10 protein-coding genes and 3 pseudogenes are annotated in these 25,511 nt (G+C 34.4%); 5 read left to right on the plus strand and 8 right to left on the minus strand.

The genetic code is table 11. The annotated features are described in order from the left end of the window. Positions 1 to 88 precede the first annotated feature (88 nt). From OPR30_RS04320 to ltrA, 5 genes are all read right to left on the minus strand, one after another. Positions 89 to 763 carry a JAB domain-containing protein gene (locus tag OPR30_RS04320; RefSeq protein WP_264682438.1) on the minus strand — a complete coding sequence of 225 codons (675 nt, stop codon included), beginning with the start codon at positions 761 to 763 and terminating at the stop codon, positions 89 to 91. 170 nt (positions 764 to 933) lie between these two features. Beyond that, on the minus strand, positions 934 to 1,872 hold the full coding sequence (gene wmk / locus OPR30_RS04325; protein ID WP_265030487.1) for a WO male-killing family protein Wmk: 939 nt from the start codon (positions 1,870 to 1,872) through the stop codon (positions 934 to 936). A gap of 68 nt (positions 1,873 to 1,940) precedes the next feature. Beyond that, positions 1,941 to 3,737 (minus strand): DNA mismatch repair endonuclease MutL, encoded by a 1,797-nt coding sequence (gene mutL, locus OPR30_RS04330; RefSeq protein ID WP_265030488.1) that lies wholly within the window; start codon positions 3,735 to 3,737, stop codon positions 1,941 to 1,943. Continuing rightward, positions 3,728 to 4,261 (minus strand): ribonuclease HI, encoded by a 534-nt coding sequence (gene rnhA, locus OPR30_RS04335; RefSeq protein WP_012481786.1) that lies wholly within the window; start codon positions 4,259 to 4,261, stop codon positions 3,728 to 3,730. Before rnhA ends, mutL begins: the two co-directional genes overlap by 10 nt. A 606-nt stretch (positions 4,262 to 4,867) precedes the next feature. Beyond that, positions 4,868 to 6,211, minus strand: a complete 1,344-nt coding sequence (gene ltrA / locus OPR30_RS04340; protein ID WP_007302360.1) for a group II intron reverse transcriptase/maturase — start codon at positions 6,209 to 6,211, stop codon at positions 4,868 to 4,870. Between the two features lie 456 nt (positions 6,212 to 6,667). Here ltrA and OPR30_RS04345 point away from each other — a divergent pair, with 456 nt between their 5' ends. Next, positions 6,668 to 7,573, plus strand: coding sequence for an Rpn family recombination-promoting nuclease/putative transposase (locus tag OPR30_RS04345; protein WP_265031122.1), 906 nt, complete (start codon positions 6,668 to 6,670; stop codon positions 7,571 to 7,573). Here the strand turns inward: OPR30_RS04345 and OPR30_RS04350 are convergent. Both OPR30_RS04350 and OPR30_RS04355 read right to left on the minus strand, forming a co-directional pair. Next, positions 7,557 to 19,022, minus strand: coding sequence for an ankyrin repeat domain-containing protein (locus OPR30_RS04350; RefSeq protein WP_265030489.1), 11,466 nt, complete (start codon positions 19,020 to 19,022; stop codon positions 7,557 to 7,559). The two genes, OPR30_RS04345 and OPR30_RS04350, sit on opposite strands and share 17 nt — an antisense overlap. Before the next feature lie 157 nt (positions 19,023 to 19,179). After that, positions 19,180 to 19,305, minus strand: a complete 126-nt coding sequence (locus OPR30_RS04355) for a hypothetical protein (RefSeq protein ID WP_265030490.1) — start codon at positions 19,303 to 19,305, stop codon at positions 19,180 to 19,182. Between the two features lie 805 nt (positions 19,306 to 20,110). On the opposite strand from OPR30_RS04355, the pseudogene OPR30_RS04360 reads away from it, so the two are divergent. Next, positions 20,111 to 20,272 (plus strand): annotated as a pseudogene (locus tag OPR30_RS04360) (helix-turn-helix domain-containing protein); the annotation flags it as partial. Between the two features lie 61 nt (positions 20,273 to 20,333). Next, positions 20,334 to 22,301, plus strand: a complete 1,968-nt coding sequence (locus tag OPR30_RS04365) for a TomO hydrophobic C-terminal domain-containing protein (RefSeq protein ID WP_265030491.1) — start codon at positions 20,334 to 20,336, stop codon at positions 22,299 to 22,301. Between the two features lie 200 nt (positions 22,302 to 22,501). Here OPR30_RS04365 and OPR30_RS04370 read toward each other — a convergent pair. Beyond that, positions 22,502 to 23,392: pseudogene (locus OPR30_RS04370) on the minus strand (recombinase family protein); the annotation flags it as partial. 75 nt (positions 23,393 to 23,467) lie between these two features. Between OPR30_RS04370 and OPR30_RS04375 the strand changes: the two are divergent. Continuing rightward, positions 23,468 to 24,516: pseudogene (locus tag OPR30_RS04375) on the plus strand (IS481 family transposase). 94 nt (positions 24,517 to 24,610) lie between these two features. Next, on the plus strand, positions 24,611 to 25,435 hold the full coding sequence (locus OPR30_RS04380; RefSeq protein ID WP_265030492.1) for a TomO hydrophobic C-terminal domain-containing protein: 825 nt from the start codon (positions 24,611 to 24,613) through the stop codon (positions 25,433 to 25,435). The last annotated feature ends 76 nt before the right edge of the window (positions 25,436 to 25,511 follow it).

Consider the following 25,511-nt stretch of genomic DNA (forward strand, 5'->3'; position numbering starts at 1 on the left):
ATTAATTGTAAGCAATAATTAATGCACTTGCAAATACTTTCTTCATTCAAGTAGTTAAACAACTCATGAAAATCTTCAAATATCTGCTTTATAACAGTCCTTGCTCTTTAAAGCTAAAATACCCAACACTTGTGATGATAATGTGATCCAGTAACCTAATCCCTATAGTCTGACAAGCTTTAGCCAAGTCTTTAGTTACAGCTTCATCCTCATCAGATGGCTTTAACCTTCCTTCTGGGTGGTTATGCGATATTATTATTGACATCGCTTTTCTTATTAATGCCTTTCTTGTTACCTCTCTTATGTAAAAAGGTACCTTATCCACTGTACCAGTGAACACTTCTTCCCCCTTTAAACGGCACTTTTGATCAAAATATATTATTTTCATCTTTTCCTCCTCTGAATAACCAATACTCACCCTTAAATATTTTACGATGGTTTCCAAGTTATCCATTACAGGTCCTTTCTTTAACTCTTCTCTTGGTACTCTCTTTGCAGCTTCCTTTAGGCATAAAATTACTGCTACTGTAGAGTCGGTTATCCCTTCTATAGTTTTCAAGTCATCTATTTCCTGGCCTAAAACTCCTCCTATTCCAAAATTATCTATTAGCTTTCTAGCAATAATTCGAGCTTCTTCCCTGTCATGCACTGCACTTAGAAACGTTTCTATTACTTCACGATCAAGTAGTGCTTTACCGTTGCTTTCTAATGCTCTGAATTCTATTTCTTCTCTACGATCCTTACTGTTTTCCTTATTATTCATAAAAATTACCCTTCACTAATAACAAAATGTTTTTATATATTTACTGCTGTTTTTTGTCAGCATTGGCATAAAGCCATAGCTTTTGAGTGAAGTCAAATCAATTTTTAAATCTTTTTTACTTATTTTTTCATCAAAAAGTAAAGATATTAATAGATACTGATTTTTTTATTTTAAATTTGTTGAATTTCGTCTAAAGAGATGCCTACTGTTTTTAAAATAATATTGATAGAAATTCCTTCCTTAACTAAATTCTTTGCAATTTTCATCTTTTCTACTCTCTTCACTTTCTCTTTGCAAACTTGTATGCTTTCAAACAGAGATTTTATGAGTACATGACGTAATTCTTGGCTTTTAATCTTTTTGTATTCTTCTATTAACCTTGATAGTTCCACTTCACTATTCTCATTTTCTCTTGTTTCTGGAAGCAGATCTGTAATATTAATTAATAGCATCTTTGCTATTTCATCTAACATTTTAAGTGAAACAGCAGCTCGTCCTTGTTCATATTCATATATTCTTTGATTTATTATGCCCACTTTACTTGCTAAATCTTCCTGAGTGTATCCTCTTCTCAACCTCCATTCTTTTACTCTTTGACCTACTTTATACGGAATGGAAAATTTTTTCTCATCATTATCATATTCATCAACAGATAAATTGGTTGTTCGAGAGATAACATGAGCAGAAACTCCTTCCTTAACCAAACCCTTTGCTACTTCTATTTTTACCGCCTTTCCACTTTCTTCCTCACTAATACGGATGAATTTAGTTAATAAATAAAACGTTTCACGTAATTCTTGATCCTTAATCTCTCTATGTCTTCTTACTAGATTTAATACCTCTTCTCCCTCATACCTTCCCTCATTTGATACTTCTTGTACGCAAGCTAGATCTCTAGCAGTTGTTGATAATGCTTCTGCTAATTCATATAACTTCTTAATTGAAATTCTGCGTGTTCCTTTTTCGTATTGAAGTATTACCTGATATGTTGTTCCGATTTTTTTTGCTAAATCTTTTTGAGTATATCCCTTTGCTAATCTACGATTTCTTACTTCCTGTCCTATTACTTTGTAATCTAAAAAATTAGAGCATTTATTCTCTTTTTTCACATTTTATACTCCATAACCAGAAGAGCTGTTACGTATACTTAATTGGGAACCTTTTTGACAAACTGAACTCATCTCCTTTCAAACAATTTTTCTATATCACTTAGTTTCATTTCTATATACGTTGGTCTTTCATGACCAGGATATGGAGTTTTCTCAATTTGTCTTAGTATCTCATTCATCTCTTCCAATTTCATTTTTCTTCCTGCTCCATGGCAAGCGATTGTGGCTGATATTTTATTCACCTTATCCTCTATTGGCAACGTATCTTCCATTTCCATTAACTTATCTACTATATCAACTAGCATCTCTTTTATATCTATTGTTCCCAAGATTGCAGGTATTTCTTTTATCGTTACTTTATCTTCTGATTGTATTTCAATATCAAAACCCATTTCAAAAAGCTCATCTTTATAAGTTTTAACCATCCCCATTACAGCTTGGTTTTTAATTTCAACTGTTTCAGGAAGAAGTTTTTGTCTTTTTATGCTTGATTTTTGCTTTAAGCACTCGTATATCAACCTCTCATAGGCTGCATGTTGATCTACTATAATCAGCCTATCTCCAGCCTCAGCAATAATGTAAGTATTGTGGACCTGACAACGTGCATATCCTAGGGGATGATCCTCTACCAAATCAATTTGCTTCCTTTCTAAAACCATCGTTCCCTTTTGGGCTGGGGATTCTCCATACTTAAAAGTTTCTGGTAAGCTTTGCCTTCTTTCATCTGGTGCATTGAATTCTTTCATTAGACGATTTTCTAAAAGACTTGGTCTCTTTTCATAAAACTCTTTTTGATCTTTTTTCTCTTGACTATCAACCTGCTCTTGGCTTTTACTATCATTAAAAATTAGCTCCTCTTCAATACCTTGATCACCCGCTGCAAATCTCGTTGATAGTGTTTTTATTATCCCTCTTCTCACTATTTCATATATTAGCCTTTTATTCTGAAATCTTACTTCCGATTTATTTGGATGCACATTTACATCTACTTGGTCATATGGTACTTCTAAATGCAACACTGCAAAAGGATACCTATTGTTTGGAATAAAATCGTGATACGCATATCTAATTGCACCAACAAGTAGATTGTCTTTTATTGGCCTTCCATTAACAAACGTATAAATCTGAGTTGAGTTGCCACGATTGACATTAGGTTTACAGATGTGTCCCTTAAGTTTGATGCCTTCTTCTTCCTCTTTAACTTCCAGTGAATTGCTTTGAAATTCTTCTTCTATTTCACATAATCTGTTGAACAGCGAAGTTTGCTTAACATATTTTAAGAGCTTTTTATTACCAGAAGTGAGAGTAAACCCAATACTATAATTAATCATCGCTAAGTTATTCACAATATCAACAATACTTTGTGTTTCTGCCCTTTCGATTTTTAGAAACTTTAGTCTATTTGGTGTAGCAAAAAATAAGTCACAAACTTCAATATATGTACCTTGCAACAAAGAACAAGGGGTAATCTCTCTTACTTTTTCTCCTCCCTCATATCTTATAGACCATGCTTCCTTTGCTCCACTTGCCTTGGATGATAATTTCATTCTGCTTACTGCTGCAATTGAAGGCAGAGCCTCTCCTCTAAAGCCAAGATGTCTGATCTCTATTAATTCACCATCGCTTAATTTTGAAGTAGCGTGGCGCATAAACGCAAGTTCCAAATCTTCCTTTTCTATTCCATTTCCATTATCTGTCACAGTGATAAGGTTACGCCCACCACTTTCTATTTTGATCTCTATTTCTGAACTTCCAGCATCTATTGCATTTTCTACTAATTCCTTTACTACACTTGCTGGCCTTTCGATTACTTCACCTGCTGCTATACGATTTATTGTTTTTGTATCTAAAAGAATTATTGCCATAATACTCCACCCAATCTATGAAACTTAGAGTTCCCTCTATTTTTTGGTGATTTCTTGACCTCACAATCTCTATATTTTAGATTTTTAGATTCCTTTCTAGCAAGTCTATCTGCCTCCTCATTGTACATATTACCGTTGTGAGCTCTAACCCACTTCCAATTAATATCATGCTGCAAAGCAACTTCATCTAGTTCCTGCCATAATTCTCTGTTCTTCACTGGCTTTTTATCGGCTGTCTTCCAACCATTTGTTTTCCACTTGTTGATCCACTCTGTTATACCTTGTTTAATATACTGACTATCAGTGTGTACAATAACTTTGCAGGAAATTTTTAACATCTTTAGTCCATTAATTACAGCCTTTAGCTCCATCTTGTTATTTGTTGTGTTTTCTTCACCTCCAGAGATACGTTTTTTGATAAAGACACTTTTATTTTCATACATTACCACGGCTGCCCATCCACCGGGACCAGGGTTTCCAGAACAAGCTCCATCTGTATATATTATAACCTTCTTTTTGTCCATATTGACAGGATATAGATTTAACATAAATTTGCTACTGAAATGTTGACACTAAGTTTCAAGATCTTTATCCTGTAAAGGTGTGGGAGATTAATGAACCTGTCCTCACGATATTAGGTAAATTGTAATTGAGCTTTTGGGCTTGTATTTTTATTAGGAGGTTAATCTCTCACACCCAAAATAAGTGTTTTTAAAGCTCTTTATAGCTCATGAATTCATTTGCTGGGGTTTATGGAGGGAGTTGTAAAAGATGATAAAATAAACAGCTAAGGTGCGCAGTAGCATTCTATGGTCATCTATGAAGGTAGTTTTTTGCCAACTCTTGAAATTTAGCTAACTTTAATAGACTTTAGCACAAAAACGTTGAATATTTCTTCACAATTGTGTATAATTATGAATGCTTTTTATCTTACTTTCTCATGGCTCTTTCCAAGTTTCTCGATCCTAAGAATGATATATCGTTCAAGCGCATCTGTAGGGTCGAGAACTGGCGCGCCTCTTTAGGGTTTGGTGGCTGATCCATTATTTTCATCCTGGGCCTCAATCCAAATTCCCATGTTAACGTTTCCAGCTCCCGCCTCGTCAAACGCAGCATGCGGTTTTCCCGCACTACGCTTTCCTAGCAAGTTCTTTACCAAAGTTTATCACATATTGTGTTGGTGATGCTTTCGGTCTGTAATACCTTATTCTGTAGTCTGAATATAGACCCAGCGTTTTGTATATCCATTCGCTACTCCATTTCTTCCAACCAAACCCTTTCTTTGCTTTCCTGGCTCGCATTAAATTGCGTCTTACCTTCTTTTCCACCCAGTGTTTTACGTAACTGAACTTTCGACTAGAGTTTCCTATCCTAAAGTAGTTTACCCACCCTCTCAATATCGGATTGATGTCATTTATCACTCTTTTTATCGGTTGCGATTTATGGCGCCGAAATATTTCCTTCAACTTGCGTAGCAGGTTTGTTCGTGCTTTCATCTGCGGTGTTTTCCTGACATTCCACTTTCCTTGTTTTGTGATATTCTCTTGAAAATCAAACCCTAGGAAGCTAAATGTTTCTCCTTTCTTTAGGTTAATGACTTTTGTCTTTTCTTCATTTACTCTCACTTCTAGTTTTGCTAATTCTTCTTCCAACCTTCTGTATACTGCTCTTTCTAGCCATTCCCGTTTCGGGTATTCTCTGATCAGTATCACCAAATCATCTGCCCATCTGGCATATTCCATACGTTGGTACTTTCCTTCTTTGGTCACCTCTTTTGCTTTCTCCAACATTTTATCTACCTCATTTAGGTATATATTGCTTAGTAGTGGTGAAAGTGGTGATCCTTGTGCCATTCCTCGTTTTCCTCCTATTTTGAGGATTAGCTTAATCATGCGCATGATTTCTTTGTCATTTATTCTTTTGGCAATCTTTTCCATCAGAATATGATGTCGCACACTGTCAAAGTAGGATTTTAGATCTACGTCAATTACTTTTGTATTGCCTTTGATTGCTGCTTCCGTTACTTTTTGTACTGCTTCATGCGCATTACGCTTAGGTCTATACCCGTATGATCCTTTTTGGAAGTCTGATTCGAATATCGGTTCAAGTATTAGCTTCAGTGCTGTTTGCACTATTCTATCCCGGATGCAGGGTATGTTCAACGTTCTGAATTTTTCTCCAGATTTTGGTATTTCCTTTCTCCGGTTCCTATTTGGGCTATAGGTCTTGGTTATTAATTCGTGTCTTATTCGTTGAAGATACTTTCTTGAGCCCTCTGTCTCTATCGATTCGAATGTCACCCCATCAATCCCTGGTGCCCCATTACTCCTCTTCGTTAGTTTGTAAGCTTCCTCCAGTGTCTCCATTTTACAGACATGAACATGGATTCCCCAGAATCGCCATTCCGGTTCTGCCTTCGCTTTGGTGTATATCTTTCTTCTCAGGTCTTGTAATTTTATCGGCATTTTTGTCATTTTTACCTTTACCTTCCTTTTGTTAAAAGATCCCTGCTAGTAGGGTGCCTTTGCTCCATGAGCGTTACCTCACTTCTTCACTACTACGCACCCATCCGTCACCCTCTCATCTTCAGTTCACTTCCTGTTTTCCAGTTATAGAACCTACCTCTCCAAGGTGTTTCTCCTTGGGATGAGGAGGGCTTCTCCAGTTGCTTTGTATGTCCTCATTGCCATGCTGTTACTAACACCCCGCTGAAGTAGACCAATCGTTTCATTCGTTTTTCGTCTGGTCTATTCTGTCTTCGCCAGTACCAAGATGGCTCGACCTTCAGAATATTCCTTTCGAGGCAATCTGTGCATTCGCTTTCGCTACGGCCTGGTAATTCGCCATTATCCTACGATAATGTTGTCGGTAGGCTTCAACATTTTGGTTTCCCTTTATGCTGCTACCCAAGCTACAGGATTCCGACTTTTATCCTGGTAGGTCTATTTCCTACTGAACAATACTCGCCTTCTCTGGACGCACTTGGTACTGAAAAAAATAAAGATATTCTTATTCACTTTCTTAATGATATTCTTGGCTTCACTGGTAAAAGTGCAATAAAGGATATAGAGTTTTTAAGTACTATTCAAGACCCTGAGATTGCCTCCAAAAAACAAAGCATTGTCGATGTTCTTTGTAGAGATGAAAATGGGCTACAAGTGATAGTCGAAATGCAGGTCGCTAAAACCAAAGGCTTTGAAAAACGTGCACAATACTATGCTGCTAAAGCTTACTCAAGGCAGGCTGATAAAGGTGATCAATACCATGACCTTAAGGAAATTATCTTTATTGCTATAGCAGATTGTATACTGTTTCCTGATAAGTCTGAGTATAAGTCAAAGCATACCATTCGCGATGAAGATACTAATGAACATGATCTAAAAGATTTTTACTTTATATTTATTGAGTTGCCTAAATTTCCAAAAACAAAAGAAGATCAGCTTTCAAGTATAGTTGAAAAATGGGTCTACTTCTTTAGATATGCAGATGAAACTAGTGAAGAAGAGCTAGAGAGAATAATAGGAAGTGATCTAATAATTAAAAGAGCATATGAAGAACTAAATAGATTCAACTGGTCAGAAAAAGAATTTATTGCCTATGAACAGGAGATCAAGCGTATTCGTGATGAACAGGCTGTCCTTGCTCAAAAACTCGATGATGCTAAACTAGAAGGTAGACAAGAAGGCATCCTCATCGGCCATCAAAAAGGCAAAGTGGAAGGCAGAAAAGAAAGGGATATTGAAGTTGCAAAAAACTCACTTAAGGCCGGTGTATCTATTGATGTTATCGCTGAAATAACCGGCCTTTCTTTAGATGATATTAAGAAATTAATTTAACCTTATTCTGAGTCAAATGACCTTGGACTGAAGCATTACTTAAATAACTTTGAGGTTCTAAACTCATTTGTTTTGCACCATCAACTTCTAATCTATCATCTCCGTTGTGTAATATCTGCTCTATTGATTGATTTAATGTCACATCTAGCCCCTTATTAAATTTAATCATAAACTCATTAAACCTTTTCTCGCTTAATTTACCAGGGTATCCTGCTTCTCTACCAGGTAACGCTTTCTCTACATATGAGCTTAAAATCCCTGAAACCTCATCAAATTTACCACTCATGACTTTTCTAGTAATCTCTTTTTGCATTCCCATATAATCAATATTTAATCGATGTATTGATACACCACTTTTTAATCCAGCTTGCTCTACTACTTTCTCAAATCCCTTTGTAATATTGAGCGCATAGCCCTGTGCTTCTAGTTGAGATATAGACTGATCTACTGTAGAAATATATTTCCGACCTATAACTTTTCTAATGAGTATGTCAAGTAACATTATCGTACCATTTACATCCACTCTTGCATCTACTTGTGAGATTGGACCTTTAGTACTTTCAGGTTTAGAACTTAACAATCCACCCACAAAGCTTCTTGCCCAACCAGATAAATCGTTTATCCATGAAGATGGTCTTGTACCACTACTTGCTGCTATTTCAGGTTGATCCATTGAATAGTTTTGGATATTAAAAAGTACTTCATCCTTTATTTTATGATCTCCTGAAGGGTTACTTGAGATACTAGAATGCTCTGGGATTCCCCCACGCACAATACTGCGACGAGTACGATGACGTCCACCTTTTGATTCAAGGTAGCTAACCATCTCTGATTTATCATTGAATCCATTATTCCAGCTAGCATAGTCTAACAGAGTAAAACCTCTCTTATCTTTGACATTAATATCAGCATGCTTTTCATCTACAAGATATTTGATTACATCTAACCTACCAGCCCAAGCAGCCCTATGTAGAGGTGTTTCAAGTTGTTTATTTCTTACATTAAAATCTCCATGTTTTTTACCTATGAGGTATTTTACCACATCTAGGTATCCATTCTCTGCTGCTTTATGCAAAGGAGTATCATCATTGCCATTCTTCACATTAAAATCAGCATTTTTTTCATCTACAAGATACCTTACTACATTTAAGTGACCATTTAAAGCAGCAAAATGCAAAGAGGTATGGTTATAGTAGTCCTTATCATTAATACTGACATGTTTGTTATCTATAAGATACCTAACCATATTTAAGTGACCATTTAAAGCAGCATAGTGTAATGGTGTTTCTCCTTTATCATTTTTAACATCAGCTGAAGTACCATTTTCTATTAAATATCTTACTGTTCCTAGATCACCATTTTTAGCAGCATCAAAGATATTACGGCTAGAATAACGTTGCATCTCTGACATAAGATATTGTGCTACATTTTGCTTACCATTTGCCTCAGCTGTTTGTAAAGGTGTTTTACCGTTCTTATCTTTGGAATCAATAGTAGCTCCTTCTTCTATCAGGTACCTTACAACATCCAAATTGCCATTCCATGCTGCTTTATGAAGAGGTGTTTCGTTGTTAATATCTCGAGAATTAGTATTAGCATGCTTTTCCCCAATAAAAAATTTTACTACTTCTAAGGCATCATAATAAGCAGATTCATGTAAAGGAGTATTGTTTGAACTATCCCTGACATCTACATCAACATTTTTATCGTTAGCTAGATATTTAACTATATGCAAATATTTATTCGAAGCTGCATAATGCAAAAGTGTTTTGCCTTCATTATTTTTAACATTAATGTCAACTCCATGCTCTACTAGGTATTTTACCTTTTCTAGATCACCATTTTTAACGGCTTGAAATATATTATTAACATTTATAACCTCTATTTTTGTAATATATTCTATTATGCCTAGGTAACCTTTTTCTCTTGCGATATCTAATGGCGTTTTTCCATTATTATTCTTAATATTAGTACTCGCACCTTTTCCTATAAGGTATTCTACTACCTCTAATTTACCTGAAAAAGCAGCACGATGTAGGGGTGTATACCCATAATTATCCTTGGCATTAGAATCCGCTCCTCTCTCTAAAAGATACTTTATTATCTCCAACTTACCGTTTTGGGCAGCCCAATGCAAAGGCGTATAATGATAACTATCACTAGTTTTAATATTTATATCAACCCCTTTCTCTAAAAGATACCGGACTATATCTAAATGACCATTTAATGCAGCAGAATGTAAAGGCCCATCACCTTTATTATCAACAGCTGTCAAACTAGCATTCTTACTATGAAGATATTTTAGTATATCCAACTTACCTAAAGAAGCTGCTAAATTCAAAGCCGTTTTACCATCGCTGTCCTTTACGTTAACATCAACGTTTTTATCTTCTATAAAATATTTTACTGCATCTAAGTATCCACTTTTAACTGCATCAAACACATTATAACTTACACCTTTTTCTTCTATTAGATACTTAGTTATGTTCGAATGGCCATTTACAGCAGCATAATCTAGCGCAGTATATCCATTGCCAGCCTTCAAATTAACATCAACACCTTTACTTATCAGATACTTCAATATATCTAGGTGACCTTTTTCTGCAGCTGCATGTAATGGTGCAAAATTAACATTGTTCTTAGCATTAACATTAGCATGCTTTTCATCTACAAGATATTTAACTATATTTAAGCGACCGTTATAAGCAGCTCTATGCAATGGAGTCCAACCTAAACTGTCTTTAGAGTTCACATCATTACCCTTTTCCTCTATAAAGTACTTTATAAGACCTATATAACCCTTTTCAGCAGCATTGAATATATCACCATTATACCCCACTCCTTTTTCTTCTATTAGGTATTTAATTATGCTTAAATGTCCATTTATGGCAGCGTACTCCAAAGGAGTTTTTCCTTTACTATCGCTTGACTTAAAATCAGCACTTTTTTCTTCTATAAGGTATTTTACTATACCTAGATAACCTTTTCCCGCAGCATCAAATATATTAGTACTATAGCTCAGAACTTCCTTATCCGTATTCATTTCATCTAGGTACTTTATTATATTTAAATGACCATTCAAAGCTGCATAATGCAAAGCAGAATTACCAAAATTATCCTTTTTACCAGCATCCACGTGTTTTTCCCCAATCAGGTACTTTATAATATCTAAGTAGCCCATTTCTGCAGCGTAGTGCAAAAGAGTTTTACCTCTATCATCTACTACATTAGAGCTGGCACTTTGTCTCTCTACTAAATACTTTAATATACCTAAATTGTTGTGTTTAACGGCATTAAATATATTGGTACTGTAACCAACATTTTTTTCATCTATAAAATATTTTGCTACATTTAGGCTACTAGTTAAAGTATAAGGAGTTTTGCCTTCATTATTCTTAATGTTAAAATCCGACCCTTTTCCTACAAGATATTTGACTATGCTTAAGTCACCAATCAAAGCAGCGTAGTGTAAAGGAGTATTACCATAATTATCTTTGATATTAAAGTCACCACCCTTCTCATCTACAAGATACACGAGCACATCAAAGTGACTATTTAAAGTTGCAAGATGTAGAGGTGTATAACCATAATTGTTTTTTACATTAACGTTAGCACCTTTCTCTATCAAAAATTTTACAATATCTAAAACACCACTTTTAACAGCTTCATGAATAGGAGTATTATTTTCTTTATCAGCTAGATTTACATTTGCAGCTTTTTCTATTAAATAACTAACTACATTCCAGCTCTTTTGATTAGCAGCTTTTAACAAAGGTGTAGCATTATTTTCGTCAACAGTGTTTATCCCAGCACCCTTTTCTATCAAGTATTTTGCTATCTCAAAGTTGTTAGCAGCAAGATGTAGAGGTGTACTGGTATGAAAACTGTTATCAGGCACATTAACATTCACTCCTTTTTCCTCTACAAGATATTTTACTAAATCTAAGTTGCCCGACAGGACAGCTGTATGTAAGAAAGACATACCAGATTTATCGGCAATTTTATAATTTGCACCTTTTTGATCTACAAGAAGCTTCACTATCTCCAAATGACCATATCTAGCAGCCCAGAATGCAGGTGAATACCCATCCTGATCAATAGCATTAACATTAGACTGATTTTTTATAAGTAAGCTTACCATATCTATTTTACCATCTCGGGCTGCAAAGTGTAGAGCAGAGTTACCATGTACATTGATTTTCTCGATATTTGCACCCTGATTTGCAAGAAATTTTACAATAAACCATTTTCCTCTATATGCCGCCTCTAGTGTAGGGGTCCAACCAACTTGATTAGAAAGGTTAACATTCGCTCCTTTTCCTTGCAGATATTTAGTTATACGTAAGTAGCCATTTGAGGCTGCAAAGTGCATAGCAGTATCTCCACCGTTATTTTTTGCATTGAGTTCTGCACCTCTTTCTTCTACAAGATATCTTATTACATTCAAATGCCCATTCAAACTAGCCAAATGAAGAGAAGTAGTATTGTAGTTATTAGTGGCTTTTACATCAACTCCATTTTCTGCAAGGTACCTTATCATTTCTAAATTACCACTATAAGCAGCAAAATGTATGATGGTGTTTCCACGATTATCCCTAGTATTAGAATCTACTCCTTTCTCAATTAAGTACTTAACTACACTAAAGTGACCTTGTTTTGCTGCATCGTGTATTGGAGTTTTACCATCGTTATCTTTTGTATTTAGGTTAAGACCTTTTATTTCTATTAAATAGCTAACTATATCCAAATGACCACCATATGCAGCCCAATATAATACACTACTTAGGTCAGAGCCCTTTTGTTCAAGCAGTTTAACCATTTCTAAATTGCCTTTCCAAGCAGCAAAATCTATAGGAGAAATACCAGCTTTATTTTTAGTATTAACGGTTGCACCCTTATCAGCAAGAAACTCTACTATATCTAACTTATTATTGAGAGCAGCAAGAGCTAAAGGTGTATAACCATCTTGTTGCTTAGCGTTGAAACTAGCATTAGCCTTGTTAATGAGAGTTTGTACTATCTCTAAATTTCCTTTCTCAGCAGCAAAGTGAAGAGGTGTAGAATTATACTGATCACGCTCTTCAACCAGCGCTTGCTTATCAAGTAAACTTGATACAACACTATTTTGACCTTTCATAGCTGCAAGGTGAAGTGGAGTTAAACCAACTTTTCCTTTTAAATTTACCTTAATCCCCTCAATTTTTAATAGCTCAAGGGCTACATTTTCCTTTTCAAAAAGAATTGCAAGATGTAATGGAAGCCATCCATCAGCAGATTGTTCATTAACGTTTATCGTATCCTGTAAAATTAAAAGTTTAACTATCCCTAAATTTCCAGATGAAGATGCAAAATGGAGAGGTGTAAGCTCACCTTTAACCTTAGCATTTACATTAATCGTGCTATTTCTGAGTAATAACTCCACAGCAGAATCATATTCACCAATTGCAGCTAGATGTAAAGGAGTTAGTCCTTGATCAGAACTTGAATTAATATTAACTTTATTATCTAGAAGTAAAAGATCAATTATCGCATCTTTACCAGAAGAACAGGCAAAATGTAACGGAGTAAATCCTTCTTGAGTTGTAGAATTTACAACAGCTTCATTTTGCATTAATATTCTAACAACATCTTCATTACCCTTATGAACAGCAGCATGTAAAGGAGTCCAACTTAAATAAGTGTCTGCATTTACATCAGCACCATTTGCTATTAAATCTTTGATAAGGTTCTTATGCCCAAGTTCAGAAGCGATATAAAGTGGTGTACGTCCATCTATATCCCTTGCATTAATATCAGCTCCGTTCTTTATCAAAGCTAAAGTAATATTAGAATTGCCTGATTCTGCGGCGGCATGCATTATGTATTTTCCATCTTGATATTCAGTATTTATATCAGCACCACCTTTCATTAGAAGATCTATTTCATTTATAGCTATTTGTTCATTTGGTCGCATTACAGCATTATAAAGATCATGATTAATATCTCTAAACTCTTGTTGATTACTATCTGTGATTATACCAACTAACTCTGGACTACTGTTACCAAATTTCCTAAAGATAAGACGTTCTCTTCCTTGCAAATCAATACCTATATTAAGAAACGGATTTGCCTTACCATGTACCGTATATGGTATAGACCAATCACTAACTTGAGAGTAAGTACTTTGATCTTTGAAATGTACTGCATAGCTAACTCTCTTCCCATCTTCCCATTCTACAATAGGTGTACTTATATTTGATTTTAAAAAGTTATAACCTATTTGTATCGTTGGTCTATTCTCAGGTAAATTCTTGATATCATTAAGTTCAGATCTAACTAGATTTATAACATCCTTTCTCTCTGACAAAACCTCTACTATATCTTCTCTCTCTTCCTGTATAAAATGTAACTGTTGAACTTCATCAAGTATACTAGTTACCTTATCCAATAGTCCACTACTAGCACTTAATGAATTTACAAAGTCCTTAGAAGTTATTGAAAGCAAAGAAAGATAATAATTGTACTTTTCTATATCATTCTTCTGATAATAGTAATCAGCAAGATAACCATAGCCTTGAACAAGAAAAGACATTACAGAAACATAAGCTTGTGTTCCAGAATAAAGTAAGTCAAGGGTAGTAAACGCTATTTCATCATATGCATCTTCCGGAATAGCAAACCTTTGGTTAATGATATCATTTAAACTTACATGCAGAGTACTTGATGATTGTAAAGTAAGAGTATCTTGTAACCGATGTAATATACTGTTCCTAGCTTCAAGTTTAATCACAAGCTGGTCCTTGTTAAACTGTCTAATTAAATCTTTCTCTGTTATAAAGTAATCAATAAATGTAATTATTTTTGAAGCTACATTTTCTATTTTAGATGTCTTGACAAATTCACGTAGTTTTTTAAAGCCTTCCTTTATCTCATTTCTTGTTTCGTCAACTTTACTTTCTAGAAATTTAAATCCTTCTAACATTGCTAAAAGGTTTCTATCTACCTTATCTTCAACCTGCTTAATTGCTTGATAATTTCTATTTATTTCTTGGAAATTTTGCCTTATGGAATCAAAATTTCTATCCAAGCCGTGTCCTAGAATATTAAGGTTCCTATTTAAGCCATAGCCTAAAACATAAAGATTCCTATCTACCTTACTTTCAACCTGTTTAATTCCATCATAGTTTCTGTCCAAGCCGTACCTTAGAACATAAAGATTCCTATCTACCTTACTTTCAACCTGTTTAATTCCATCATAATTTCTATCTAATCCATAACCTAAAAAGTAAAAATTTCTATCTACTTTGCTTTCAACTCCTTTAATAGCATTATAATTTTTATCTAATCCATAACTCAAAAGGTAAAGATTCCTATCTACCTTACCTTCAACTTTCCTAAGCCCAACATAATTTCTATCTACCTTATCTTCAATCTCCATTATGGCACCATAATTTCGGTCTACTTTATTTTCGACTTCTCTGATAGCACCATAATTTTTATCCAGACCATAACTTAAAAGATAAAGGTTTCTATCTACCTTATTTTCAACATTTTTAATTGCACCAAGATTTTCCCTGATTGCATGATAATTTACAATTATTCCCTTCAAGTTATCTTTTATAGCACCAAAATTTCTATCTACCTGACCAGAGACATGTTGAATTGCACCGTAATTTCTATCAACTTTTCCATCAACTACTCGAATCAGACCATTATTTATTCTAAGCACGTCAAAGTTACGCTCTATAGCACCAAAATTTCTATCTACCTGACCAGAGACATGTTGAATTGCACCGTAATTTCTATCAACTTTTCCATCAACTACTCGAATCAGACCATTATTTATTCTAAGCACGTCAAAGTTACGCTCTATGGCAACAAAATTCCTATCAACTTGACCAGAGACATGTTGAATGGCACCGTAGTTCTGCTTAATAGCATCATAGTTTTCTCTAATTGCATTATAATTTATACCTATAGCATCAAAATTTCTATCTACCTGTCTTGAGACATGTTGAATAGCACCATAATTCTGCTTAATAGCACCATAGTTTTCTTTTATAGCATTGTAGTTTGTACCTATTGCTTCCAAATTATCTTTTATAGCATCAAAATTCCTATCTGTTCTACCTGCAACATCCCTAATAGCACCATAGTTTTCTTTTATAGCATTGTAGTTTGTACCTATTGCTTCCAAATTATCTTTTATAGCATCAAAATTCCTATCTGCCCTACCTGCAACATCTCTAATAGCACCATAGTTCTGCATAATGGCACCATGATTTTCTTTTATAGCATCGTAATTGATACCTATCGCTCTTGAGTTGTTTTCTATAGCATCAAAATTTCTATCTACCTGTCTTGAGACATTTTGAATAGCACCATAATTTTCTTTTATAGCATTGTAGTTTGTACCTATTGCTTCCAAATTATCTTTTATAGCATCAAAATTCCTATCAGTTCTACCTGCAACATCTCTAATAGCACCATAATTCTCTCTAAGAGCGTCATAATTTTTCTTAATAGCACCATAATTTATACCTATAGCACCGAAATTCCTATCTGTTCTATCTGCAACATCTCTAATAGCACCATAGTTTTGCTTAATAGCACCATAATTTTCTCTAATTAAGTCATAATTTTCCCTAATAGCACCGAAATTCCTATCTGTTCTATCTGCAACATCTCTAATAGCACCATAGTTTTGTTTAACAGCTCTATAATTATCCTTAATCGCATTGTAGTTTATACCTATAGCATCAAAATTTCTGTCAACTTGCCCTGAAACTTTTCTTATCTCACCATAATTTTGTTTAATGCCCTCATAATTTCTATCTATAGCCCTCAGATTATTTTCTATGCCATGAAAGTTTCTATCTGCTTTATTTGCAACATCTCTAATAGCACCATAGTTTTGCTTAATAGCACCATAATTTTCTTTAATAGCATTATAGTTAGCACCTATAGCTTCTGAATTCCTCTCTATAGCATCAAAATTCCTATCTACTTGACTTGATACGTGCTTAATTTCAGCATAATTTTCTCTAATAGCATCATAATTCCTATCTATTCCTTTTGAATTGTTTTCTATAGCATTAAGTTGCTTATTCATCATGGCCTCTATGCTATTAGGATCTTTGCAATTTTCTCCCTTTCCGCCTTCTTTGATATTTTTAAAAGTATTTTTAGCAAGATTCCACCCATTTTTTAACGAATCCAATATACCAATCCATGGAGCTTTCTTGAATGTAACAGTATCCAAAATATTTTGACCCTGATCTTTTATATAAGTCTTTGCATGTTTTATCTGACAACCAACCACAGGTATCTCCCTGACACCCTCCATAACTATTCCTGCCGCAAGGTCAGCACCAAATGAAGCCGCGAATCCTCGTTTTGTTTTACTAGGGATAGAATTTTCACGAGGGTGAGCATTAACCTGTACTTCTCTTGCATCTGATCCAGTATTTCTATGGGTTAAACCCGTTTCTGATCCACTTTTTTGAACTCTCTCTCTAGAGATAGAATTTTCACGAGGGTGAGCATTAACCTGTACTTCTCTTGCATCTGATCCAGTATTTCTATGGGTTAAACCCGTTTCTGAACCACTTTTTTGAACTCTCTCTCTAGAGATAGAATTTTCACGAGGGTGAGCATTAACCTGTACTTCTCTTGCATCTGATCCAGTATTTCTATGGGTTAAACCCGTTTCTGATCCACTTTTTTGAACTCTCTCTCTAGAGATAGAATTTTCACGAGGGTGAGCATTAACCTGTACTTCTCTTGCATCTGATCCAGTATTTCTATGGGTTAAACCCGTTTCTGAACCACTTTTTTGAACTTTCTCTTTCTCTATTGCTTTCCTAGACGATTCACCAGTAACAACTGGTACACCAGCTTCCCTTGCTTGAGAGACAATTCCAAGTAACTGATGTTCATGTTCAGGGAATTTTCTAATATAATCAGATAACATATCTCCATCTATTTTTTTAATTTTATCAACTGACAAATCAGAAAGTCTTACATTATCAATGTTAGATTTCTTGCTCCCTTTTAAAGTGATAACACAATGAGCTTGCGCTGATCGCCTTTTTCTTCCTCGAGGAGGTAAAGGAATGCCCTCGATTTCCTTTGTAAAAATCTTACCGGTTCCTTCAAAATTAGGGATGTCTTTTCCCGCTGCAGCCCAAGGAGTGTATTTAATTTGCTGGGATATAAAAACCCACTTACCGTTATCTTGTCGGTATAAAAAAGGCGTTGTATAAATGGGAGGAAGATCAGGATTAGCGGCATTAATAGCAATATAATTCTTAGGTAATCCTACAGTATATTCTTCCCAACTTATAGTTGTACCGCCTTTCAAATCGTAATCTAAAAACTGTTTTAACTCATCAGTTCCCCTATCTAAATTTTCATTCAATAATTCTTCTATGTTTTTGCCATTAATCGTAGTAATAGGTCGACCATCTTTACCCAACACCCCATCATTTAGAGAGAGTGAACCGTTGGGTATTGCTTCTATATGGTTGCCATTCTTATCTAACAGTTGTTCAACACCGGCTAGTTCACTAATAGGGTTGCCATAGCTATCTATAGGTTTTCCTGTGGCATCAAAATGAATCTGATAGACGTGTTGTCTATTACGATGGAAAACCTCCATTTTATTCGTAGTTTTGTCGTATTTTATATGAATTGAGCATCCTTGAAGCTCACCTGTGAAAATAAAACTAGGACCATGATGAGGATCGATAGTAATTTTATCTCCAGTCCCTAACCAATACCCCTTGACACCGTTAACATCCTTCGTATTAGGAGATAAAACATATTTGTCTATACCAACTTTAGTCAAACTAAAGGGGTATATAACCCCATTTTTCAAATCAACTTTTGCCCTAAGTGCAAGAGATCCTGACACAAAAGTACTAACCGAGTTTTTACCAAGCCAAGCAGCTGGATTGTTTTTAAACTCTTCTTGGCTCCGAATACTAGGGATAGGAGAAGGGGGGCATATAAGGATGGTACTCTGAGCTGCTCCTCTTTTCTTTCGTATAGTATTTATTTCTACCCCTGGGGTCACACTATTTCTATCACCAGTTTTTAGACTATTTTTCATAAATTCTTTGTCTAAAGAATTACCAGTTACAGGGTATAGCTCAATAAAAGTCTGAGAATTTTCTAAAAATTTTTCAGAGTTTTTTTGAATATTAATCAACTCTGATAATATATTTTTATCCTCCCCTTTAATGATTACTCCTTTTTCTCCAGCTAAGCGAATCAAAAACTCTCTTTCCTGCGGTGATTTTCCTTTTATATATTTCAAAAATTCTTCGCTATTAACCTCAGATAAACGGCCTGATAAATCATAAAGTGTCTCTATAGATTCAAAGCTAGTTTTATTAGAACCAAATACCCGTCTAATAGAATTAATGTCCTGCTGAGTGAGACTTTGACTTTTATTAAAAAAACCCATATAAACTCCTTATTTTTACATTTTTTAATATTTCTGTTTTATTTAACTCTAAAAAAAGAACTTAAAGTAGTAATATTTTACATCTCCTTTTAAATTATTGCCTTTTTTCTTTATTACTATCATCTCTAAACGAATCCCTGTATGTTGTACCAAATCTTTACTCATCGTCTTTTACAGGAATTAAGTAACTCAAAGCAACAGCGCCAAAAAAACAACCACCACTACCAGGTGTTTGAAATTGATTAGCTCCTGAATTATCCCTTTCTTTATCTATTGGATACATTGCTTTCAGTCATAAACCCTTCCATCTATTTCACATAAAACCTAATGTTATACTAGATTTTCTATATATTAGTAGATAAAATCGGGAATGCAAGTGATTTTTATGTGTATTTTGACATTTTATTTTTAGACTACTTCATTCTATCTTCAAATTTCGTTTTTGCCGTAAATTCCTCGTCAAGAAAATTGCTATTAATCTAGCAACATATTTCACTAATAACTTAAATAAAATAACTATCTTCCGTAACCAAAACCAAGGAACGTGAGAACAATTTTTCTTGGGATGAGTTGGTCTACCAAGTGATACATGCGAACTTTTTTATATGGTAGTTTCATTATACGCTAAAACTACCCATATTAGCCTATTTCATCGATATCTACATACGAACTGTTTTGCCTAATTTTGTTGCAAAAATTCCAGGCTTTTATTTTCACAACCCTGCCTTTACTTGAGCTGCTCTCACAAATATACGCACTATTTTTAAAAACAGTAAATGATCGGATTTACTGTTACACTAATTAATATGGTGCTTTCACTTTGTGACTCATAGAGATTATGGCTGCTGACTTATCAGATTAAATCCTATCTAATGAATCAAGTCTTGTTGATCTTACATTTTTATTGTAATAACTTCCATGAATCACACGCATCTGGAATGATGAATTTAAAATATGGATTTTAGTTGATTTTGTTATTGATCTAACTCACGTAACATTAGTTGTATTAAACAAGACTTGATCTGACACTTTAGAAAAGTAAGTTATAAAATAATAAAAGAAAGGAGTGTTAGATATGAGAAACAAAAATACTAAAACCAAAGTTAGGGTTATTAGAATTAGCAAAGCAACTAGGTAACGTATCACAAGCGTGTAAAGTGATGGGTTATTCTCGTGATACATTTTATCGATTTAAGGAGTTATATGAAAATGGAGAAGAAGAAGCATTACATGAAATAAGTAAGAAAAAATAATATTTATTGACATTTTAAGATATTTGTTGTTATATTATAGTATATTTATGTTCACAATATGTTCAGTATAAAAAAAGCAAGTTTTGTTGTTGGTAAAGACCCATTTTCAGAAGGTCAGTTAGCGCAGCTTTCATTTACTACAATAGATAATGAAGATAAGGATGACTTAAAACATCTGATATTTGTACTTGATATTAGTGGTTCAATGTCTGAAAGAGATGTTTTTGTTTACGAAACACAAAAATATATATCACGAATAGAAGCGATGCAAAAAGGTGTTTGTAAGATAATCTCTGAATTAAGAGATGATACTAAGATTAGTGTTATTCAATTTGACAATAAAGCTACTATTTTATTAGATGGAGAAAGTAAAAGTTCTCATGATAAAATAAAAAATCTTCAAGTAAGAGGGGGTACTAATATTGGCAAAGGAGTGCTGGAGGTATTAAAATTAGAATCTTATACGAAATTTAACCCTGAAGAAACTGCTATATTTGTGATTACTGATGGAAAAAATAGCGAATATGTAGTAGATGATCTGAATCCGAAGGAGGTAATAAAGAAGATTAAGAACAATTCCAATGATAAGAAGTTACCAAGAATTTATTCTGTAGGAGTAGGTAAAGATTATGATTTCACCTATATTACGGAATTGCAGGTGGATGGATCACCACTAACCCACGTTCAACTTCAATCTGATTTTGGTAAAGTCCAAAATGCTGGATTATTGAAAGGTAAACGTATTAATGCGAATATTACCATTAAAAATAAAGATAAAAAAATATGCACAATACCTGAGTGCATTGTTACTTCACAAGAAAAAGATTTTTTATTTGCTATAGATCCAAATCTATTAAATGAGGACAAAATTACTATTCAAGTGTGTTTTGATCGGCATAAACCAATAGAGCAAGAAATTAATGTTACAGGTAATGTAGGTGAATATAACGAAAAAATTTGCTCAAATATGATCAATAATAAATTTCTTGAAATACAGGAAAGTTACTTGAAACAAAGAAATAGCATTGAAAAAACAAAATTTTATCTTAGTAAATTATTTTATAAAGTTCCACATTATAAAGAATATAACGAATTACGTCTTAAAATATATAGATTCATGAAGGAAATTTCCGAAAATAATCGTCGTTACGCATTAAGTTCATTTTCTTCTGTTTCGATGAATATGACAAATACTCTTTATATCACGCCAGTAGTACGTCAAGAAATTTCAGATACAAACTTAGATACAGATCTTGTGGATGATGAGCTTGATATGGATCCTATAACTCTTGAGACTATAAAAGAATATTGTATAAGGGTTTTTTCAATTAATGAAAACACAGGAGAAGTCTACACACATTTACATAATCTTGATGGCTTCCTTATGATGGCGAAAGATGAAATTAAAAAACTTCCACAACATGAACGAGATAGTAAAAAAAAGAAGTTGGAAGAGATTAAAGAAAAATTAGAGGAAGCAAAAAAGAAGAAAGAAATGGATATAGTTTCTTTAAATAAAGATATAAAGAGTATGTTAATGGTTCTCCTTTTAGGAAAAAATCCACGTAATCGACAACCTATTGTTGCATTTAGAGGATGTAACTCAAGAGAAACAGAAAATTTACAACTAACTAATGAGCAAGATGATCAGCAAAATTTAACAGTACCTACAGTACCAAGTTATGTAAGTGAGAATGTTTCGACATCTAGAAGTGATGAAGAAGAGTCTGTAGTAAACAGCAAACAACTTAGTTATCAAAACAAAAACAACCCTAATCCACAAGATGCAAAAAGTAAGTTGCCTACGATAGCTGCTCCCATGCTAGCAATAGCTGGAGTTGCTTTAGGCGTAGCTATTGCAGTTCACCTAGAAATGTTAGTGGTAGGAATAGTGGTTGGAGCTTGTTGTCTGGTTGCTGCTGCAATCATATATTATTGTAATAAGCCTTCAAAGTCACTTGAGAATAGCAATGCTGAAGCTGTAGTAAATCAAATAACAGTGCAAAATTATAACTTAAGGGGGTAAGGAGATATAGCAGGAGAGTTGGCTTTGTTACCTATGAAAGGCCGACTATACAAGCAACTTATTGAAAATCTTATTTTTTTACAATCAATTTATCCAATTCAGTGTGAGTGTTAAATTTACTGATCTTTCCATAATTGGGGTTAAAGAGTTGCAGAAAGTTTAATAATCCAAAGATTCTTCTAAAGAAATTATCTTATTTTTTATTGGCGGACAGCTTGTTTAAACCCGTAAAATTTCTCTAGTTGCTCGCTCCACAACATCGGTATTTCTCTCAAATCCACTAACCTCAAACCCCTTGGCTGCCTTCCATTTACTATGTCTTCTGTAATTTTTGGTGCTAAATAGTTCAACCTCAAAATTTGCTGTATACGTCTTGTACCTATATTAATTTTGGCACTCAGTTCTCCTACGCTTACATATTTTCCCTCTTCTAGTTGCCGTTTCCATAGGTGAGCCCTCACCACTGCTTTTAGCAATGCATTATTTGTTTTCCCTTCGGGTTCTACTACTGTGCATTTGTTTCCTTTTTTCTTTATTGGTATAAATGTTTCCTCTGATTCAGAACGTACCTCTATTCCATCTTCTTTTACCATTACTCCCTTTATTAACTTTTTCACTACTTCTTTCTGTTCTCTGAAACTTAAATTTTTCCACTCTTCCGCTTTTTCTTGCCAATTTTTGTATAGGTGCTCTGCTCTCTTCATTACTTCTTTTTCTACTTCTCCTGCTACTATATTCCGACTCTTTGACGCACAGCTTTTTCCAACTAAATGATTGTTGCATACGTAATATCTATACCTTTTATTCTCTTTTTTTGCGTACGTCAGCGTCATATTTGCATTACAGCTCTTGCACTTTATTATTCCCTTTAGCAATGCTTCTTCATATTTTGCTTTTCTATATGGCTGATTCTTTATCAATTCCTGCGCTTTTTGCCACTTTTCTTCTTCTATTATTGCTTCATGCTTTCCTTCATACTCTTTTTCATAATGCCTGATTTTTCCCATATATATTGGATTTGTTATTATTCTCCTTACCGTCGCTTTTTTAAAGATATCTGATTTTGTTCGGTAACCTTCTCTATTTAACTGTAATAGTTCAGACTTAATCTGACAGGCAAATAAAGTAAGATAAAAATATAAACAAGTTTTAAAGGAGTGTCAGATATGAGTACAACACAAGAAAAAATACTAAAACCAAAGTTGGGATTGCTAGAACTTGCAAAGCAATTAGGAAATGTATCACAGGCGTGTAAAGTAATGAAGGGATACATTTTACCGCTTCAAAGAACTGTATGAAACAGGAGGGGAAGAAGCTTTATACGAGATAAGCAAAAGCAAGCCATTGTATGCAAATAGAGTGTCGGAGGATATAGAAAAAGCAGTAATTGAAATAGCAATAGAATTTCCAGCATACGGACAAGAAAGAGCAGCAAACGAACTGAAAAAGAGAGATCTCCGCAAGTGGAATAAGATCAGTGTGGCAAAGAAACGATCTTGAAAATTTTAAAAAGAGGTTAAAGGCATTAGAAGCAAAAGTAGCTCAGGATGGTATCATTTTAACAGAAGAACAGATAACAGCTCTAGAAAAGGCTAAGGAAGAAAAAGAGGCCCATGGAGAAATTGAAACAGAGCATCCAGGATACTTAGGTAGCCAAGACAGTTATTATGTTGGTAATATCAAAGGTATTGGACCAGCAAACCTTTGTTGATACCTATTCCAGAGTTGCTTTTGCTAACGGAAAGAACTGCTATTACAGCTGCTGATCTTCTTAATGATAGAGTAGTACCGTTCTTTGATGAACAGAAAGTATCATTGCTACGTGTTTTGACGGATCGTGGTACAGAGTATTGTGGCAGACCTGAAAATCAAGCTTACCAGCTATATTTAGGGGTAGAAAATATTGATCATTCTCGAACCAAAGCTCGTTCTCCACAGACTAATGGCATATGTGAAAGGTTCCACAGAAGATGAATGTTACAATATTATTTTTAGAAAGAAAATTTACACCTCTTTGGCAGAACTTCAGTTAGATGTAGACCATTGGGTGCATTCTTACAATAGATCTAGACCGCATTCGGGTAAATATTGCTATGGTAAGACTCCTATGCAAACCTTTTTTGATAGTATGCATATTGCTTATCAGAAAAATATTGATAGCATTAAACAGGATGCTGATTTTGGTTTTGACTCTGTCAATTCTTCTGTCAGATAATTCATGCCTGTCAGATCAAGTCTAAACTATTACAAAGCTGGAAGTTGATGGTTTATATGTCAGTCCGGAAAATCTGCAGCTTAAAGCTAAAATAATGCCTAAAATAGAGGCTAGAATATTCGAAGACAACCATAAGCCATTGATCAAATTTTGTCGGCAAAAAGGATTCTACTTTTTTGATGCAATTGATAAAATAAAAGCCTGTTTGGAAGAAAACAGAGATGAGCTGAAAGTAAAACTTGGGGTTCATAAAAAATCTCTGATTGACTTTGTTAACTTTAAAGATGTTGCAGTACGGCACGCTCCAAGGCTGCAATTATGTGCAGTCGTTGCAGTGTTGAATGCACCAAGCAGAAACCTTGGCAATCCAAGCAATAAGCAACTGCAAGCAGTTAGTCAATCTTATTCTTCCAGTGTTGATGAGCAAGTTCCTCAGCATGTAAGTGAAACAACTGGCAATGTTGGACAGATAAGTACAAACGTTAGTGAGCACAGTGAAGTTTCTTCAGAACTCGAAAGTAATGGTAATCAACAAAGTACACAACCAGAATTTTTAACAACCAACGGTAACTCTAGTAACATAACTACTGAAAGTGGCAGTACTAAAATACCAGTTTCAGATCAAAAAAATAGTATTCAAAATAATAATCAACAGCCGAGTAATTTAAATAATGATGCTACGCGAAGTGAAAAGAAAAGTAAACTACCTATTGTAGCCGCTTCTACGCTAGCAATAGCTGGAGTTGCTTTAGGAGTAGCTATTGCAGTTTACTCAGGAATGTTAGCGGTAGGAATAGCAGTTGGAGTTTGTTGTCTAATTGCTGCTGCAATCGTATCCTATTATGATAGGCCTTCAAATTCACTTGAAAATAGCAATGTCGAAGAATTTGTAACTAATGAGGAACATACTATTGTTTAGAGGCTTACGCTTAAATGAACTGGAGTGGCAAAGAGAGACTCTTTTGAAATTGCTTACCTAACATTCCACTCAATAA

It is taken from the genome of Wolbachia endosymbiont (group B) of Athalia cordata (genome assembly GCF_947251845.1).
GTDB lineage: Bacteria > Pseudomonadota > Alphaproteobacteria > Rickettsiales > Anaplasmataceae > Wolbachia.

Excerpts from the sequence above, each read along its gene's own strand:
- mutL (WP_265030488.1), bottom strand. The coding sequence starts at position 3,737 with ATGGCAATAATTCTTTTAGATACAAAAACAATAAATCGTATAGCAGCA.
- OPR30_RS04380 (WP_265030492.1), top strand. The coding sequence starts at position 24,611 with ATGCCTAAAATAGAGGCTAGAATATTCGAAGACAACCATAAGCCATTG.
- OPR30_RS04355 (WP_265030490.1), bottom strand. The coding sequence starts at position 19,305 with ATGTATCCAATAGATAAAGAAAGGGATAATTCAGGAGCTAATCAATTT.
- ltrA (WP_007302360.1), bottom strand. The coding sequence starts at position 6,211 with ATGACAAAAATGCCGATAAAATTACAAGACCTGAGAAGAAAGATATAC.
- OPR30_RS04350 (WP_265030489.1), bottom strand. The coding sequence starts at position 19,022 with ATGGGTTTTTTTAATAAAAGTCAAAGTCTCACTCAGCAGGACATTAAT.
- OPR30_RS04365 (WP_265030491.1), top strand. The coding sequence starts at position 20,334 with ATGTTCAGTATAAAAAAAGCAAGTTTTGTTGTTGGTAAAGACCCATTT.
- OPR30_RS04320 (WP_264682438.1), bottom strand. The coding sequence starts at position 763 with ATGAATAATAAGGAAAACAGTAAGGATCGTAGAGAAGAAATAGAATTC.
- rnhA (WP_012481786.1), bottom strand. The coding sequence starts at position 4,261 with ATGGACAAAAAGAAGGTTATAATATATACAGATGGAGCTTGTTCTGGA.